Raw genomic sequence first — 15,880 nt, forward strand, 5'->3', positions numbered from 1 at the left:
TTGGTTTATTGTTACATCGATGCATTGGTACATTATTTATTATTCTCTAAAGCCTCCCAAAATTCGTAGGCTCTACGTAAATGAGGGACTACAATGGTTCCGCCAACCAATGTCGCAATTCCCATAGCTTCCATCATTTCTGCTTTGGTTACGCCTTCTTTGTGACTAGTTTCCAAATGATACTTAACGCAATCATCACAACGCAATACTGCTGAAGCAACAAGGCCTAAAAGTTCTTTTGTTTTTACATCCAAAGCGCCTTCGGCATAGGCATTGGTATCCAAGTTAAAGATTCTTTTGACAATTTTGTTATTGTCTGCCAATAATTTCTCGTTCATTTTAGAACGATACTCATTAAATTCATCTACAATATCAGCCATTTTCTTTGTTTTTATTTCGGATTACAATTTTAGAAATTAAAATACTCGCTTCGTATATAATTAACATCGGAATGGTAACTATAATTTGACTTACCACATCAGGCGGAGTAACAATCGCGGCTACAATTAAAATGATAATTACAGCGTACTTCCAGTATTTTCTTAAAAAAGTAGGGGTGACCAAACCTAATTTAGTTAGAAAGTAGATAATAATTGGCAGTTCAAAAAACAAACCACAGGCAATAACGCTAGTTTTAAGCATCCCAATATAAGAGTCTACACTAAACTGATTTTTAATGACATCACTGACAGTAAAGGTGGCAAAAAAGTTGACCGACATGGGTACAATAACAAAATAACCAAATAATACTCCTAAAAAGAAAAGAATAGACGAGGTGAACACAAACAATTTAGCATGCTTTTTTTCTTTTTCATACAAAGCGGGACTGATAAATTGCCAGATTTGCCACAAAATAAAAGGAAAAGCTAAAATGAAACCCGCGGTGATACAAGTCCAAATTAAAATATTGATTTGGCCTTCCATATTCGTATTTTGAATGATGAAAGCCATTTCAGTTACGCAAATGCTATCGGCAAAACCCAATTGGTGTGATAAATCACAAAAAAATCGGTAAGTAATAAAATCCGCTTTGGTTGGCCCAAAAATGACATCATTAAAGATAAAGTCGCTCACAAAAAAAGTCAAAGTTGCCATTACTAAAATACCAATAGTACTCTTAACCAACAACCATCGTAGTTCTTCTAGATGATCTAAAAACGACATTTCGTTCAAATCTTTCTTTGCCATTATATAATTCCTTCTTTTAAAATATCGTGTAAATGCAATACGCCTTTGAACTCTGAATCGTCTACTACAATCAATTGGGTAATTTTAAAATTTTCCATCAAATGAAAGGCATCAATTACCATCGCTTCAGAAGAAGTAGTTTTTGGATTTTGGGTCATGATGTCTTTTGCTGTTAAATCGGAAAAGTTATCTCTTTCGTTCAACATGCGTCGGATATCGCCATCAGTAATGATTCCGATTACTTTATTGTTTTCTACAACGGCGGTTACTCCTAAGCGTTTTTCCGAAATTTCGAAAATAACTTTTTTAATTGGAGCATCTGGAGCCACCATAGGTTTCAAGGAGTTTTCGAGCATGTCCTTTACGCGAAGTAATAATTTTTTACCCAATGCGCCTCCTGGATGGTACACGGCAAAATCTTCTGCTTTGAAGTTGCGCATCTCCATTAGGCAAACTACTAAAGCATCTCCCATAACCAATTGAGCAGTGGTGCTATTGGTAGGCGCTAAATTATTTGGACAAGACTCGCTGTCTACAGTTGTGTTTAACACTATATCAGATCCTTGTGCTAAAAACGAACTCATATTTCCAGTAATCGCAATCAAAATATTGTCAAAGCGTTTTAATAACGGAACTAAAACTTTAATTTCAGGACTGTTGCCGCTTTTTGAAATACAAATAACAACATCTTCTTTTTGAAGCATGCCTAGATCGCCATGTATGGCTTCGGCAGCATGTAAAAAAAGTGATGGTGTGCCAGTCGAATTGAAACTAGCCACCATTTTTTGAGCAATGATAGCGCTTTTGCCAATACCTGTAACCACTAATCGGCCTTTGGATTGGTATATTTTTTCTACCGCAGCAACAAAATTAGCATCGAGTAAATCGGCTAATTTTGAGATGGATAGGCTCTCAGAGAGTATCGTTTTTTTGGCACTTGCCAAAATATTTGATGTTGTTGTCAAAACAGAATAGTTAAATTTGTGTTTGTAAAAGAAAATAGTATCTTTATGTGGTGCAAATTTATACAAAATACCACACAGTAAATAATGAATTCAAACGAAATTGATATCCATAAAGAATTAAAGAAGTATTTTGGCTTCGGACAATTCAAGGGACTGCAAGAACCAGTAATTAAAAGTATTTTGAATAAAGAAAATACTTTTGTTATTATGCCCACGGGAGGCGGTAAATCACTTTGTTACCAATTACCTGCTTTGATTCAAGAAGGGACAGCCATTGTGGTGTCTCCATTAATTGCTTTAATGAAGAATCAGGTAGATGCTATTCGGAGTTTATCTTCTGAAAATGGAATTGCTCACGTATTAAATTCTTCATTAACTAAAACAGAAATTACTCAGGTTAAAAATGATATTACAGCGGGTATTACAAAATTATTGTATGTCGCTCCAGAATCCCTTACCAAAGACGAATACGTTCAATTTCTTCAATCGGTTAAAGTCTCTTTTGTAGCTATTGACGAAGCGCATTGTATATCCGAATGGGGTCATGATTTTAGACCGGAATACCGTAATTTACGTTATATAATAAAACAGTTAGGTGATGTGCCTATTATTGGGTTGACCGCTACGGCGACTCCAAAAGTGCAGGAAGACATATTGAAAAATTTAGATATGTCCGATGCGACTACCTATAAAGCGTCTTTCAACAGACCGAATTTGTATTACGAAGTTCGTACAAAGACTAAGAATATTGAATCGGATATTATTCGTTTTATCAAACAGAATAAAGGAAAATCAGGAATTATTTATTGCTTAAGCCGTAAAAAAGTAGAAGCGATTGCCGAGGTGTTGCAAGTGAATGGCATTAGTGCAGTTCCGTATCATGCTGGATTGGATGCCAAAACACGTGCCAAACATCAAGACATGTTCTTGATGGAAGATGTGGAAGTAGTCGTAGCAACTATTGCTTTCGGTATGGGAATTGACAAACCGGATGTACGTTTTGTAATTCACCACGATATTCCAAAATCTTTAGAAAGTTATTACCAAGAAACTGGTCGTGCTGGTCGCGATGGGGGCGAAGGTCATTGTTTAGCCTACTATTCCTACAAAGATGTAGAGAAATTAGAAAAGTTTATGTCGGGTAAACCCGTTGCAGAACAAGAAATTGGATTTGCTTTATTGCAAGAAGTTGTGGCCTATGCTGAAACTTCTATGTCCAGACGTAAATTTTTATTGCATTATTTCGGAGAAGAATTTGATAGCGAAACAGGAGAAGGTGCCGACATGGATGACAATGTTCGCAATCCGAAAAATAAAGTAGAAGCTAAAAATCAAGTAGTGAAATTACTTGAAGTGGTAAGAGATACGAAACATTTATACAAGTCTAAAGAAGTAGTGTTTACTTTGATTGGCCGAGTAAATGCTGTGATTAAAGCGCACAAAACAGATTCACAATCCTTTTTTGGTTGTGGTGTTGATCATGATGAAAAATACTGGATGGCGCTGTTAAGACAAGTTTTGGTTGATGGCTATTTGGCGAAAGATATTGAAACCTATGGTATCGTAAAAATTACGGATAAAGGCTTGGATTTTATCAAAAACCCGATTTCGTTTATGATGTCTGAGGATCACGAATACAATGAAACTGAAGACGATGCTATTGTAAGCGCTGCCAGTTCTTCTGGAACTGCCGATGAGGCTTTGATGGCAATGTTACGGGAGTTGCGTAAAAAAGAAGCGAAAAATCTAGGGGTACCTCCTTTTGTAGTTTTCCAAGATCCATCTCTAGAAGATATGGCTTTGAAATATCCAATCTCACTTGATGAATTAACAAACATTCACGGTGTTGGAGAAGGGAAGGCAAAAAAATATGGCGCGCCATTTTTAGCACTAATTAGCCGTTATGTAGAGGACAATGATATCATCCGACCAGATGATTTAGTAGTCAAATCTACGGGTGTGAATTCGGCCAATAAATTGTACATCATTCAAAATATTGATCGTAAACTTTCACTAGATGATATTGCTTCCGCAAAAGGAATGACAATGGATGATTTGATAAAAGAGATGGAACAGATTGTTTATTCTGGAACCAAATTGAACATCAAATATTGGATTGACGACATGTTAGATGACGATCAGCAAGAAGAAATCCATGAGTATTTTATGGAATCGGATTCGGATAAAATAGAAGATGCACTGAAAGAATTTGATGGAGAATACGATATTGATGAACTGCGTTTGATGCGTATTAAATTCATTAGCGAAGTGGCTAATTAATTTATTTTTCTTCATATAGTTCGCCTCGATGAGGTTTTAAGGCATCACGAACCGAGATCATATAGTCGTCTGTTACCACCATAAAGGCAATTGCATGCATATCATTGAGTATTTGATACCCAGTGATATTGATTGGTAACTTTTCAATAGTACTATATTCTTTTAAATGAATTTCATGATGTTCTGCAGTTTTAGCAGCAGCGGGTCCTCTAAAATCCCAAATTAATTTAATTTTTCTTTCCATTTTTTGCAATTGAGTTGCAAAGGTACAAACTCTAAAGTAAAATGGTTGGTATTTTGATTGACCGAATTCACTTCAAAATGTTATTTTTGCCAATTGTTTTGCTAAATAGGCTTTACAATAATTAATCCATACCCAATGCCTAAAGAACTTTTACTTCAAGTTAGTCCCGAAATAGCTGCAAATACTGCCTTGTTGCAAGAGCATTTGTCCAAACAAATAAAGGTTGGAGTAAATGATATTCAACATATTGCTATAGTAAAACGTTCTATTGATGCGCGTCAAAAAGCCATCAAAGTCAATTTAAAAGTTGTAATTTATTTGCAAGGCGAAACTTTTCAAGAATCATCGATAGCGCTTCCGGATTATCCAAATGTTACAAATAAACAAGAAGTAATTGTTATTGGCGCAGGACCAGCGGGACTTTTTGCAGCACTACAATTGATAGAATTGGGATTAAAACCCATTGTGGTAGAACGCGGAAAAGACGTTCGTGGGCGTCGTCGTGATTTAAAAGCGATTAATCGAGATCATATTGTCAATGAAGATTCCAATTATTGTTTTGGCGAAGGGGGAGCAGGAACCTATTCTGATGGGAAGCTGTATACTCGTTCTAAAAAGCGTGGAGATGTTACAAGAATATTAGAATTGTTAGTCGCTTTTGGTGCCACACCCGATATTTTAGTGGAGGCACATCCGCATATTGGAACCAACAAATTGCCTCAAATTATTCAAGATATACGAGAAAAGATAATCGAATGTGGCGGACAAGTTTTGTTTGAAACCCGTGTAACGGATATTTTGATTAAAAATAACGAAGTCCAAGGTGTGGTAACCCAAAATGGCGATACTATATCCGCCAATAAAATGATTTTGGCAACAGGGCATTCGGCTCGTGACATTTTTGAAATGTTGGATCGCAAAAAAGTACTGATTGAAGCCAAACCATTTGCTTTAGGAGTGCGAACAGAACATCCACAATCGTTAATAGATAGCATTCAATACAGTTGTGATTACCGTGGTGAACATTTACCTCCAGCGCCTTATTCGATTGTCAAACAAGTGGGCGGTCGTGGCATGTATTCTTTTTGTATGTGTCCGGGTGGCGTAATTGCACCATGTGCTACAAGTCCGGGTGAGGTGGTGACCAATGGATGGTCGCCTTCTAAAAGAGATCAGGCTACCGCTAATTCGGGTATTGTCATCGAATTGAAGTTAGAAGATTTTAAACCTTTTGCAAAATTTGGTGCTTTGGCCGGAATGGAATTTCAAAAAAGTATCGAACAAAAAGCATGGCATTTGGCTGGTCAAACACAGCGTGTTCCTGCCCAACGAATGATTGATTTTACTCAGAATAAAGTGTCTGCAAGTATTCCTCCTACGTCTTATGTACCCGGAACTACTTCAGTAGAAATGGGGCAGGTGTTTCCCGGATTTTTAAGTCAAATTCTACGTGAAGGATTTACCGAATTTGGAAAATCGATGAAAGGATATTTGACTAATGATGCCATTTTGCATGCGCCTGAATCGCGAACTTCTTCGCCTGTTCGAATTCCGAGAGATGGAATTAGTTTAGAGCATTTACAAATCAAAGGATTGTATCCTTGCGGTGAAGGAGCTGGTTATGCAGGCGGCATTATTTCAGCTGCTATTGATGGCGAAAAATGTGCTTTGAAAATTGCTGAAAGTTTACATCAATAGTTATTTATCTCGTACAGTAACTGCAATTTTTGAGTCAGCAGTACCGTAGTATAAAAACCATTTATTTTTAAAGAAAACTAATCCTTCAACAAAACAAACTTCGTTGACTTCGCCTATTTTTTCATAGGGTTTATCAGGGTGAATAAAATGATTTTGAGTACGATCGATTAATTTATAAGGTTGGTTTCTGTCAAATAAAGCTTGACCCGCAGCATAAGTGAATTTTGGTAACTCGGCAGTGTTGTAATTGGCCGCATTACTACCGTTGTAAATTAGCAGAATACCTTCCTTTTGCAACAACGCAAATGGACCAGGTTCTACTAATCGACTATCAAAATACCCCATTCTAGGATGAAGTACACTAATCATTTTTTGACTTTCCTCATTGACAGCGGCTTGCCAATGAATCAAATCTTCAGAGTAGGCCATGAACAAATCGGTATCTCCAAAATACATCCAATACTTATTGTTAATTTTAGTGGCAACGATTTTATTTCCTTTTTTTTCGCCCACAACTGCACCAGATTTTGCCCAAAGATCTTTGTATTTTTCGTCTTTTAGCACCAATCCTTGTTTGGTCCAATGTTTTAAATCTTTAGAAGTTGCAAAACAAAGACGTGCTATTTTCCCATCATAAGAAGTATAGGTCATAAAATAGCTTCCGTCTGGACATTCAATCACTCTTGGATCTTCTACACCACCTTTCCATTCGTAGCCATTCATGGTATCATTATCAGGAAAAAAGATAGGTTCGGCTTCTTTTTTAAAATGCAAACCATCTTCACTAATTGCCAATCCTAAACGAGAAGTCATTTGGTTATCCTGCGCTCGGTAAATTAGATAGATTTTATTGTCTTTTACAATAGCAGATGGATTTAGAACATTGCGTTCTTCCCAATTGACCAATGATTTGCTCACCGGACAATTAAAAGTTTGTTTAGCGTTAGGCGATAAAATAGGATTAATACTATCTATTTTTATAAAATCAACTAGCGTCCAACTGGGGCTGGATTCTTGTGCCTCACTATTGTTGCAGTTTACAAATACAATAAGAACTAAAAAACGAATTAACTGTTTCATAAATTTGGGAAGTAATTATTTTGAGGCCTTATCCATATAATCAATGGTAAGATTGGCCATAGACTTCATCCCCAGAACAAACCCACTCTCATCGATATAAAAATCAGGGGTATGATGTGAAGGCATTTCTTCGGCTTTTTTCCCTTTTGGCATTCCCCCAAGGAAAAAGAACAAGCCTGGAATTTTATCCTGATAGAATGAAAAATCTTCAGCTCCAGTTACGGCTTCCGTTAGAATTACATTTTCTTTTCCTGCTGAACTTTCTAATGTTGGAACCATTTTTTCAGTTAAGCTAGGGTCATTATAAGTTATCAATGTTTTCTTTGTAATGTCTACTACTGCGGTTGCTCCAGCGCTTTCGGCAATGTTAGTGGCGATTTGTTTCACTCTGGAGTGTATATAGTCTTGCGCTTTGCTGTCAAGAGTTCGAATGGTACCACTCATATTTAATTCTTCAGGAATAATATTACTTCGGATACCTGCATTCACTTGACCTACACTTACCACAGCAGCATTTTCAGTAAGCGCCATGTTTCTGCTTACTATCGTTTGCAAACCAAGAATAATTTGAGATGAAGTTACAATTGGGTCAATCCCTTGCCATGGAGTCGCCCCATGAGATTGTTTACCACTTACTTTTATTTTGAACCAATCCGAAGACGCCATGGTGCCTTTTGGGCGGTATTTTATCTTACCTACCTCGGTTTGTGCGTTGATATGAAGTCCAAAAATTACATCTACTTTTGGATTTTCCAAGACTCCTTCTTTCACCATAAGTTCGGCACCACCTTCTTCTCCTTCTGGAGCTCCCTCTTCAGCGGGTTGAAAGATGAATTTTACAGTACCTTTAATTTCTTTTCGTAATTCAGCAAGAATAGTCGCCGTTCCCATCAACATAGCAACATGCGTATCATGTCCACAAGCGTGCATTACTGCTACCTTTTGATTGTTATATTCGCCTTCTGCTTTAGATGCAAAAGGAAGGTTTACTCTTTCTTTTACTGGTAATGCATCCATATCTGCGCGAAGTGCTACAACGGGACCTGGTTTACCTCCTTTTAATAGTCCGACAACACCTGTTTTTGCAACTCCAGTTTGCACTTGTATGCCAATACTTTTTAAATAGGTCGCAATTTTTTCGGCAGTTTGAAATTCTCTATTGCCTAATTCAGGATGTTGATGAAAGTCTCGTCTCCATTGAATAACTTGTTGCTCAAGAGCTGCTGCTTTTTGAGCTATTTTTGATTTAAGAAGCGTATTTTGAGATTGAGCAATAGGGGTTATTGCTAGGAAAAAAAAGAAGATTAGTTTTTTCATTTGGTTTATTATAAGAATGTGTAATAACCAAATGTACAAAAACTAATCTTTTCTTTTACTTAAAACCAAAAAGCAGTTCGGATAAGTTACTCTTTCTTCAATCTGCTTTTAAATAATTTTTCAAATTTTTCAATTTTGGGTTGAATCACCATTTTGCAGTAGGGTTGACTTTTGTTGTTATTGTAATAGTCTTGATGATAGTCTTCGGCTTTATAGAATTGAGTAAGTGGTTCAATTGTAGTTACAACAGGACTGTCGTATACTTTAGATGTTTCTAAGGCGTTAATGATGTTGTGTGCCTCTTGTTTTTCTTTTTCATTCGTATAAAAAATAACCGAACGGTATTGCGTTCCTACATCAGCACCTTGACGGTTCAGTGTGGTTGGATCGTGAACGGTAAAAAATACTTTGAAAATTTCATCCGTATTGGTTTGAGTTGGATCATAGGTAATTTGAACAACTTCTGCATGTCCTGTTGTTCCTGAGCAAACTTCCTCATAGGTTGGATTTTCAGTGCGACCACCAGCATATCCTGAAACAACTGATTGAACCCCTTTTAGATTGTCGTATACTGCTTCAACACACCAATAGCAACCTCCTCCAATAGTAATCGTTTTAAAGGCTCCTTTTTTTGCTACGGGTGCTGCATCTGGAACAAAATCAAGTGAAATAGCATTCATACAATATCTTTTTCCTGTTGGTTCTGGACCGTCATTAAATAAATGTCCTAAATGGCTGTCGCATCTGCCACATAGCGCTTCGGTGCGAATCATTCCGTAGGATTTGTCTAATTTAAAAACAATACTTTCTTTATTTTCTTGTTCAAAAAAACTTGGCCAGCCGCAACTGCTAGTAAATTTTTGATTGGACTGAAATAGTTTGTACCCACAAGTAGCACAATAATAAGTTCCTTTGGTTTCGTCATTCCACATCGTACCGGTAAAAGCTCTTTCGGTATCGGCCTCACGTGCAACTGCGTACAAATCAGGAGAGAGGATTTTTTTCCACTCGGCATTAGAAACAGTTAGTTTTGCAGTATCAGTATTGGAATAGTATGGATTTTCAGGTTTAGAAATAGTATTTGACATAACAGTAGTTTTGGATTTTTTTTGTTTTGTTGTTTGACCACATGCAGAAAAAAATAGCAAGGGAACGAGCAATAGAAAGTAATATTTCATAGTATTGATTGTTTGTTTTTTTACTGGTTGGTGATTTATAGGTATGTAAATTTAACACTTTTGTAGATTAGACATTCGTTAAACTTTGTTTAAAATAAAAAATCAGCGGTTGTACCCCTTCTTTTTTGTATTTTTGGGAACCAATAGTTTTGTATGATTGAAGAGAATGTAATTTTAGTTAACGAAAGAGATGAGCCCATTGGCTTAATGCCAAAAATGGAAGCCCATGAAAAAGCGGTTTTGCATCGTGCTTTTTCTGTTTTTGTATTGAATAGCAAAAACGAAATCATGTTGCAACAACGTGCGCATCACAAATACCATTCTCCGCTTTTATGGACGAATACTTGTTGTAGTCACCAACGTGAAGGCGAAACTAATATTCAAGCGGGTAGTCGCCGACTTTTTGAGGAAATGGGTTTTAATACGGAGCTCAAAGAATTATTTCATTTTATTTACAAAGCGCCTTTTGACAATGGTTTAACTGAGCATGAATTGGATCATGTGATGATTGGCTATTACAACTATGCTCCTCATATCAATACCGAAGAAGTAGAGGATTGGAAATGGATGCCTATAGAGGCAGTTAAATCCGACATTCAGAATAATCCTGATTTGTATACCATTTGGTTCAAAATCATTTTTGACGAATTTTATCATTTTTTAGAAGAACACACCCTATAAAACACTTACCAATGAGAGTTACGATTTCAAGAAAAGCCCACTTTAATGCGGCACACCGATTGTACAGAAAAGATTGGTCATTTGAACAAAATAATGCCGTTTTTGGGAAATGTAACAATCCGAATTTTCACGGTCACAATTACGAATTGATAGTGAGTGTAACTGGCGAGATTGATCCAGAAACGGGTTATGTAATGGATGTTAAGATTCTTTCAGACATTATTAAGGAAGAAGTCGAAAACCAAATGGATCATAAAAATTTGAATTTAGATGTTCCTGAGTTTCAAGATTTAAATCCCACGGCCGAAAATATTGTTGTTGTAATTTGGAATAAAATCAGAAAACGAATTCCTGCAGCTCACGACTTAGAAGTGGTTTTGTATGAAACGCCACGTAATTTTGTAACCTTTAAAGGATAAGTATGGCATTAGCAATAGGCGATAAAGTGCCTCAATTTACTGCAACAGATACTAATGGAGCTAACTTTGATAGCACTACTATCATTGGTAAAAAGCCATTGGTACTTTATTTTTATCCAAAAGACAATACGCCAGGATGTACTGCACAAGCTTGTAGTTTTAGGGATCAATACGAAGATTTTTTAGATCTTGGTGCTGAGGTAATTGGTGTAAGTGGCGACAGTTTAGCTTCTCATCAAAAGTTTACTAAACAATATAAGTTGCCTTTTTTACTGCTGTCTGATTCAGATAGAAAACTCCGAAGATTGTTTGGTGTTCCTACCTCTCTTTTCGGAATGTTGCCTGGAAGAGTTACTTACGTAATCGATACGGAAGGTGTTGTTCAATATGTTTTTAATAGTATGTTAGCAGGTCAGCATTTACCCAAAGCACTTGCCGCAGTAAAAAAAATAGTGGCTCAGTAAACCAATAACATTTTGATTGAGACCTATTCCAGCTGCGCTAACTAAGTGTAGGTTCAATGGAAAAGCTTCAATTTTAGAAATTTACATTTCGTAGTAAGGAATAGAAAGATTATGTGTACTTTTGCACACGCAAATTAAAATTAAAAATAAAATGGCAAACGTTAAGAATTTAAAGAAAGACATCAACTACGTTTTAGGAGATATTATTGAAGCAGTATATTTATTTGAAATTTCTACTTCAGGAGTTCCTACACCTGAGACTAATGCTTTAATCGATGAAGCTATTGCGGCTTTCGATTTATTGATCACAAAAGTTAACGCTAAAAACGTTGAAAACAAAAAAGCGCATTTCAAACAAATCAATGTTGAATTGGAACAAACTGCTAATCAATTGATTGCTAAAATCAACGAATTATAGTCGAAAAAAACCGTAAAAAAGTGCTTATTTATTTTGGAAAATAGAAATTCAGAATTATATTTGCACCCGTAATACGCTGCCAGCGTAGCTCAGTTGGCTAGAGCAGCTGATTTGTAATCAGCAGGTCGTGGGTTCGAGTCCCTCCGCCGGCTCCAAAAACCATAACGGAAGTTATGGTTTTTTTATTTCATACTATTTCACAAAAAAAACCGACAATTAATTGTCGGTTTTTGTTTTTGTATTAATTACTCCTTTATTGCTGTTTTTTAATAGAAGCAATATAATCCGTCAATTTTTTCCCGTATAGCGATTTGGCTACTTTTGGTGACATTGATTTTTGAATCGTATCTAAGTATTTCAAATTGATGTCATAAATTTCAGAAAGTGCGATATAAGGAGCTACTTCATACTCTTTGTTATTGATAGCAAAATTAGCTGCGTGCAGGTACTTTCTTTTTATGTTGGATTCCTGTAAGTTGATGATTCGGTCCACTTCTTTAGCATTATTATTCTTCTGAGCATTGAATTTTTTTTCAATTAGAGTTAAATTTTCTTCTTGAAAGCGGCGATCTATCTTTTTGAAATCATAATATAAATCTTGGTTTTTAGAACCTGTTACTTTTGCATCGGCCAAATAGTTCTCTAAATTAGTTTCAATGTTTACATTGCCAGGTTCAGCAAAAAAGTAAAGGTTATTATCCATCGAATTGGTTACTCCTCGATCTAAGAAAAGATACAACATCTCTGGAGATTTTAATTCTATATCAGTTTCAAAACTGGAGTTTCCCTCAATTTTAATCGTATCTATTGCAACAAGTTTGTTGTCTTTTTCTCTTTGAACATATAAAGTTCCTTTTTTTAATCCTTTTATTGTTCCTGTAAGGTGGAGGTTGTTTTCTGATTTCTTTTCAGAACAAGCAAATAATAGTGAAGCGGCTACTAAAGCGATACTTATTTTTTTCATGGGTATTTGTATTTTGGCGCAAAATAACGAAAATTGTTGGAAAGCGAGTTTGAATTATAAAAAAAATCCCAATCTATTTCTAAATTGGGATTATTGTAGGAAAAACTATTTTTTTATCCTTTTAACCAAGCATTTTTCATATTGGTTTTAGCACTGTCAGTTGCTTTTAAACCTTCTACTTCTTCATAAGGCAAGCTTACTTTTCCAGTTAGGATTTGTTCTTTACCGTCTCTTTTGATTTTTACAGAAATAGCATCGTTTTCTTTCCAGTTTTCACTCTCGCCAATCATTTCATAAATGTTATCCAATGTGTATGCTTTATCATTAATAGCTACAATAATATCATTGGCTCTTAAATCCAATTTTTTATAGAAATCGATTAGTTCTGTATCAGGTCGTACTAAAATTTCTTTAGTGGCTTGATTAACGGTAATGTAAGGCGATTGCCCTTTTAAGAATACGTTACCCGCTTTTTTATCATTAGTTTTAGTTACGCCCATTTTGGCTAAGAAAATCTCATAAGGAATAGGTGTTGGTCCCGATACATAAGTACTTAAAAAATTCCCTACTTCTGGATAGCTTAGTGCAGTGATTTTTGCAAATAATTCGTCGTCATTGAATGCTTTTTCTACACCATATTCTTTTGATAGTTGTTGCATTAAGCTCAAAATACCTCTTTCTCCATTGCTTTTTTCACGAATAATGATATCAATACACATTCCAATTAAAGCACCTTTTTGGTACACATTTAAGTACTGCTCCTTATACGGACTCTTCAATACATTGGCACTCATAGTGGTGAATGGCATTTTATCGTCTAAGTTTTTTGCTTGTTCGATTTTTTCTGCCATACGATTTAGAAAGTCAGTTTCGTCAATTAATCCTTGATTGATTTGGAACAAATTAGCAAAATACTCCGTTACACCTTCATACATCCATAAGTGTTGTGACATTTTAGGAGCATTGTAATCAAAGTATTGAATTTCGTTAGAATGGATTGTTAATGGGGTTAGAATATGAAAAAATTCATGAGATACCACATCAATCATTGATTTTTGTAACTCATCAAGAGGCATCATTTCAGGTAGTACAACAGTAGTAGCTGTAGGATGTTCTAATGCTCCAAATCCTTTTGCATCTTCGGGTTTCATAGACGATAAGTACAATAAAACAGAGTATTTTTTCGTAGCATTGATATCGCCTAAAAATGTTTTCTGAGCCGTCATCATTTTTTTCATTTCAGGAGTAATGCTTTCTGCTGTTACTTTTCCTGAAGGCGAATAGACTGCAATTTGAATTTCCATTCCGTTTACATTAAATGAGGTGTAATCCGGTTTGGCATACATAATTGGATTTTCTACTAACTCAGCATAACGAGGTGTATTGAAAACATCTTTGGTTGCACTGGCGTCAGTATCAATCATAGAAGTTGCTCCCCAAAGTGTCTCCGGATGCGTGATAGTAACTTGATAAGGCAAGTCTTTTTTGTCTTGGAAGTACCCTACAAATCCATGTGTGTTGATTACAAAATTAGTTCCGGCATCGATATTGGTTCCGGCAGGAGAAAAAATATCAGTTCCAAAGCTGCCGCCTTTTTCAGTGTCGAAAGTGTCATTTACCAAATAGGTAATAGTTGCTAAATTTTTAGCATTGGAAATAGACCAGGTATTGTCATCGGTTTTTGTTACCGCTAGTGCAGTTCCTTTTGCATCAAAGGCTTTAAAATCTTCTATGTATTTTCCGTAATTATCCTCAGAATACGTTCCTGGAACAATTTTAGGAATACTATAGGTAATTTTATCCGCAGTAAATTTCGGAGATTTTACAGTCACTTTTACTTTATCGTCTTTCACATCGATAAGGTCAATGCCTACTTTAATATCTTGTTTTGGAGTAGCCTTTTTTTGGGCGTTTGCCACTTGGTTGTTCCAAAGAAAAGCCACTAGAGCTAATGCAATAATTGATTTTTTCATTTTGAATAATTTAGATTGGGTTATTAGTATCAGGTCTGCTGTAATTGTTACAGTTTACAACGAGCGAATAAAAGTAGTAATTATTGAAGATAATTCAATGCTAATAGGTAAATCAGGATTCGTGTAAGCCGCTTTATTTTCTGCATCGTCCCCTTTTATTTCTTTAAATACATGATTCATATTCTGAATAATATGGAGTTGAGCATTCAGTTTGGCTTGTTGTAATAATTGAGCGTCTTGCACACTTACTTGAATGTCTTTGTCACCGTTGATTAGCAGGGTTGGAATCTGTAGTTTTTTGATTTCAGTTTGCGGATTGTATTTGATCCACGAAATCATATAGGGTTGCACACTCGCTCTAAATAAAGAGGCTAGCATTTGATTTTTTAATTCGAAGGTAGTGCCGTTTTTTAGTGTTTCTAAATTTTTCTGGACTTCCTCTTTTAAGAAAGGGGCTTGCTTTTCAATTTGTTCCAACAGAACTTCATCAATAGGGCGACCCGCTCCAGCAATTGAGATGTACCCATCGGCATTGCCATTAGCTGCCACCATTCCGATTAAAGCGCCTTCGCTATGTCCTGCAACGGTAATGCTGTTGTATTTTTTTTGATTTTTGAAATATTGAATTACTGCTTTAGCATCGTCAATAAAGTTGTCGAAAGATAAACTCGCTTCGTCTAGTTTACCACTAGCCATTTGAGCAAATATTCGTTTGTCATAACTGTACACTGCAATACCATTATTGGCTAGCGCTTCGGCTAATAGTTTCAAGGAATTATTGACCAAGCCCATTTGATTGCCATCGCGATCTGTTGGACCTGAACCAGCTATGAGAATGACTAAATTTAGTTTTTTGTTCTGTTGGTTTGGAGTATACAAACTACCGTTCAATAAGGAATTTACTGTTATGTTCTCTTTAGTAAAGGCTGCAGTGACTTGCGAAAAAGAAGATGCAGATACTATAAGGAATAATGAAATAAAGATTTTTCTCATGGGTTTGCTGGATGTATA

Annotated in this window: 16 protein-coding genes and 1 tRNA gene; 7 read left to right on the forward strand and 10 right to left on the reverse strand. The window is 35.9% G+C overall.

Going from position 1 to position 15,880, the window contains the following annotated elements; translation table 11 throughout:
• Nucleotides 1-32 precede the first annotated feature (32 nt).
• The 3 genes from LPC20_RS05575 to LPC20_RS05585 are packed head-to-tail and all read right to left on the reverse strand — an operon-like array spanning nucleotide 33 to nucleotide 2,153.
• Complete coding sequence (locus tag LPC20_RS05575; protein ID WP_229323315.1) at nucleotides 33-380, reverse strand: carboxymuconolactone decarboxylase family protein; 348 nt, start codon at nucleotides 378-380, stop codon at nucleotides 33-35.
• On the reverse strand, nucleotides 373-1,188 hold the full coding sequence (gene tatC / locus LPC20_RS05580) for a twin-arginine translocase subunit TatC (RefSeq protein ID WP_229323317.1): 816 nt from the start codon (nucleotides 1,186-1,188) through the stop codon (nucleotides 373-375). Before tatC ends, LPC20_RS05575 begins: the two co-directional genes overlap by 8 nt.
• Complete coding sequence (locus LPC20_RS05585) at nucleotides 1,188-2,153, reverse strand: KpsF/GutQ family sugar-phosphate isomerase (protein WP_229323319.1); 966 nt, start codon at nucleotides 2,151-2,153, stop codon at nucleotides 1,188-1,190. Before LPC20_RS05585 ends, tatC begins: the two co-directional genes overlap by 1 nt.
• 84 nt (nucleotides 2,154-2,237) lie before the next feature.
• Here LPC20_RS05585 and recQ point away from each other — a divergent pair, with 84 nt between their 5' ends.
• The gene (gene recQ / locus LPC20_RS05590; protein ID WP_229323321.1) at nucleotides 2,238-4,433 is read left to right on the forward strand and encodes a DNA helicase RecQ; all 2,196 of its coding nucleotides are present in this window, start codon (nucleotides 2,238-2,240) and stop codon (nucleotides 4,431-4,433) included.
• Nucleotide 4,434: 1 nt separating this feature from the next.
• On the opposite strand, the gene LPC20_RS05595 is transcribed toward recQ, so the two are convergent.
• On the reverse strand, nucleotides 4,435-4,677 hold the full coding sequence (locus LPC20_RS05595) for a hypothetical protein (RefSeq protein ID WP_229323323.1): 243 nt from the start codon (nucleotides 4,675-4,677) through the stop codon (nucleotides 4,435-4,437).
• 135 nt (nucleotides 4,678-4,812) lie between these two features.
• On the opposite strand from LPC20_RS05595, the gene LPC20_RS05600 reads away from it, so the two are divergent.
• Nucleotides 4,813-6,375, forward strand: a complete 1,563-nt coding sequence (locus tag LPC20_RS05600; protein WP_229323325.1) for an NAD(P)/FAD-dependent oxidoreductase — start codon at nucleotides 4,813-4,815, stop codon at nucleotides 6,373-6,375.
• On the opposite strand, the gene LPC20_RS05605 is transcribed toward LPC20_RS05600, so the two are convergent.
• The 3 genes from LPC20_RS05605 to LPC20_RS05615 all read right to left on the reverse strand — a co-directional run bounded on the left by LPC20_RS05605 (nucleotide 6,376) and on the right by LPC20_RS05615 (nucleotide 9,950).
• Nucleotides 6,376-7,455 (reverse strand): glycoside hydrolase family 130 protein, encoded by a 1,080-nt coding sequence (locus tag LPC20_RS05605; RefSeq protein WP_229323327.1) that lies wholly within the window; start codon nucleotides 7,453-7,455, stop codon nucleotides 6,376-6,378.
• Nucleotides 7,456-7,470: 15 nt separating this feature from the next.
• Nucleotides 7,471-8,772: an amidohydrolase gene (locus LPC20_RS05610; RefSeq protein ID WP_229323329.1), complete on the reverse strand. Its 1,302-nt coding sequence runs from the start codon at nucleotides 8,770-8,772 to the stop codon at nucleotides 7,471-7,473.
• 86 nt (nucleotides 8,773-8,858) lie between these two features.
• Nucleotides 8,859-9,950 (reverse strand): bifunctional methionine sulfoxide reductase B/A protein, encoded by a 1,092-nt coding sequence (locus LPC20_RS05615; protein WP_229323331.1) that lies wholly within the window; start codon nucleotides 9,948-9,950, stop codon nucleotides 8,859-8,861.
• A gap of 153 nt (nucleotides 9,951-10,103) precedes the next feature.
• Here LPC20_RS05615 and idi point away from each other — a divergent pair, with 153 nt between their 5' ends.
• From idi to LPC20_RS05640, 5 genes are all read left to right on the forward strand, one after another.
• Nucleotides 10,104-10,631, forward strand: a complete 528-nt coding sequence (gene idi, locus LPC20_RS05620; RefSeq protein ID WP_229323333.1) for an isopentenyl-diphosphate Delta-isomerase — start codon at nucleotides 10,104-10,106, stop codon at nucleotides 10,629-10,631.
• Nucleotides 10,632-10,642: 11 nt separating this feature from the next.
• Entirely contained in the window at nucleotides 10,643-11,050 is a 408-nt protein-coding gene (locus tag LPC20_RS05625) for a 6-pyruvoyl trahydropterin synthase family protein (RefSeq protein WP_229323335.1), read from the forward strand.
• A gap of 2 nt (nucleotides 11,051-11,052) precedes the next feature.
• Complete coding sequence (locus LPC20_RS05630; RefSeq protein ID WP_229323337.1) at nucleotides 11,053-11,514, forward strand: peroxiredoxin; 462 nt, start codon at nucleotides 11,053-11,055, stop codon at nucleotides 11,512-11,514.
• 151 nt (nucleotides 11,515-11,665) lie between these two features.
• Nucleotides 11,666-11,932 carry a hypothetical protein gene (locus tag LPC20_RS05635; protein WP_229323339.1) on the forward strand — a complete coding sequence of 89 codons (267 nt, stop codon included), beginning with the start codon at nucleotides 11,666-11,668 and terminating at the stop codon, nucleotides 11,930-11,932.
• A 78-nt stretch (nucleotides 11,933-12,010) separates the two neighbouring features.
• Nucleotides 12,011-12,087: transfer RNA gene (locus tag LPC20_RS05640), tRNA-Thr, on the forward strand.
• A gap of 98 nt (nucleotides 12,088-12,185) precedes the next feature.
• Here LPC20_RS05640 and LPC20_RS05645 read toward each other — a convergent pair.
• The 3 genes from LPC20_RS05645 to LPC20_RS05655 form a co-directional block, all read right to left on the reverse strand.
• On the reverse strand, nucleotides 12,186-12,896 hold the full coding sequence (locus LPC20_RS05645) for a DUF4369 domain-containing protein (RefSeq protein WP_229323341.1): 711 nt from the start codon (nucleotides 12,894-12,896) through the stop codon (nucleotides 12,186-12,188).
• Between the two features lie 113 nt (nucleotides 12,897-13,009).
• On the reverse strand, nucleotides 13,010-14,869 hold the full coding sequence (locus LPC20_RS05650; RefSeq protein ID WP_229323343.1) for a M61 family metallopeptidase: 1,860 nt from the start codon (nucleotides 14,867-14,869) through the stop codon (nucleotides 13,010-13,012).
• A 54-nt stretch (nucleotides 14,870-14,923) separates the two neighbouring features.
• Nucleotides 14,924-15,862 carry an alpha/beta hydrolase gene (locus tag LPC20_RS05655; protein WP_229323345.1) on the reverse strand — a complete coding sequence of 313 codons (939 nt, stop codon included), beginning with the start codon at nucleotides 15,860-15,862 and terminating at the stop codon, nucleotides 14,924-14,926.
• Nucleotides 15,863-15,880: the final 18 nt, after the last annotated feature.

Origin of the sequence: Flavobacterium ammonificans (assembly GCF_020886115.1) — a bacterium.
Lineage (GTDB): Bacteria > Bacteroidota > Bacteroidia > Flavobacteriales > Flavobacteriaceae > Flavobacterium > Flavobacterium ammonificans.

Bases quoted from the DNA above. Each gene is read 5' to 3' on its own strand.
- LPC20_RS05575 (WP_229323315.1), bottom strand. From the start codon at position 380: ATGGCTGATATTGTAGATGAATTTAATGAGTATCGTTCTAAAATGAAC.
- tatC (WP_229323317.1), bottom strand. From the start codon at position 1,188: ATGGCAAAGAAAGATTTGAACGAAATGTCGTTTTTAGATCATCTAGAA.
- recQ (WP_229323321.1), top strand. From the start codon at position 2,238: ATGAATTCAAACGAAATTGATATCCATAAAGAATTAAAGAAGTATTTT.
- LPC20_RS05595 (WP_229323323.1), bottom strand. From the start codon at position 4,677: ATGGAAAGAAAAATTAAATTAATTTGGGATTTTAGAGGACCCGCTGCT.
- LPC20_RS05600 (WP_229323325.1), top strand. From the start codon at position 4,813: ATGCCTAAAGAACTTTTACTTCAAGTTAGTCCCGAAATAGCTGCAAAT.
- LPC20_RS05605 (WP_229323327.1), bottom strand. From the start codon at position 7,455: ATGAAACAGTTAATTCGTTTTTTAGTTCTTATTGTATTTGTAAACTGC.
- LPC20_RS05610 (WP_229323329.1), bottom strand. From the start codon at position 8,772: ATGAAAAAACTAATCTTCTTTTTTTTCCTAGCAATAACCCCTATTGCT.
- LPC20_RS05615 (WP_229323331.1), bottom strand. From the start codon at position 9,950: ATGAAATATTACTTTCTATTGCTCGTTCCCTTGCTATTTTTTTCTGCA.
- idi (WP_229323333.1), top strand. From the start codon at position 10,104: ATGATTGAAGAGAATGTAATTTTAGTTAACGAAAGAGATGAGCCCATT.
- LPC20_RS05625 (WP_229323335.1), top strand. From the start codon at position 10,643: ATGAGAGTTACGATTTCAAGAAAAGCCCACTTTAATGCGGCACACCGA.
- LPC20_RS05630 (WP_229323337.1), top strand. From the start codon at position 11,053: ATGGCATTAGCAATAGGCGATAAAGTGCCTCAATTTACTGCAACAGAT.
- LPC20_RS05635 (WP_229323339.1), top strand. From the start codon at position 11,666: ATGGCAAACGTTAAGAATTTAAAGAAAGACATCAACTACGTTTTAGGA.
- LPC20_RS05645 (WP_229323341.1), bottom strand. From the start codon at position 12,896: ATGAAAAAAATAAGTATCGCTTTAGTAGCCGCTTCACTATTATTTGCT.
- LPC20_RS05650 (WP_229323343.1), bottom strand. From the start codon at position 14,869: ATGAAAAAATCAATTATTGCATTAGCTCTAGTGGCTTTTCTTTGGAAC.
- LPC20_RS05655 (WP_229323345.1), bottom strand. From the start codon at position 15,862: ATGAGAAAAATCTTTATTTCATTATTCCTTATAGTATCTGCATCTTCT.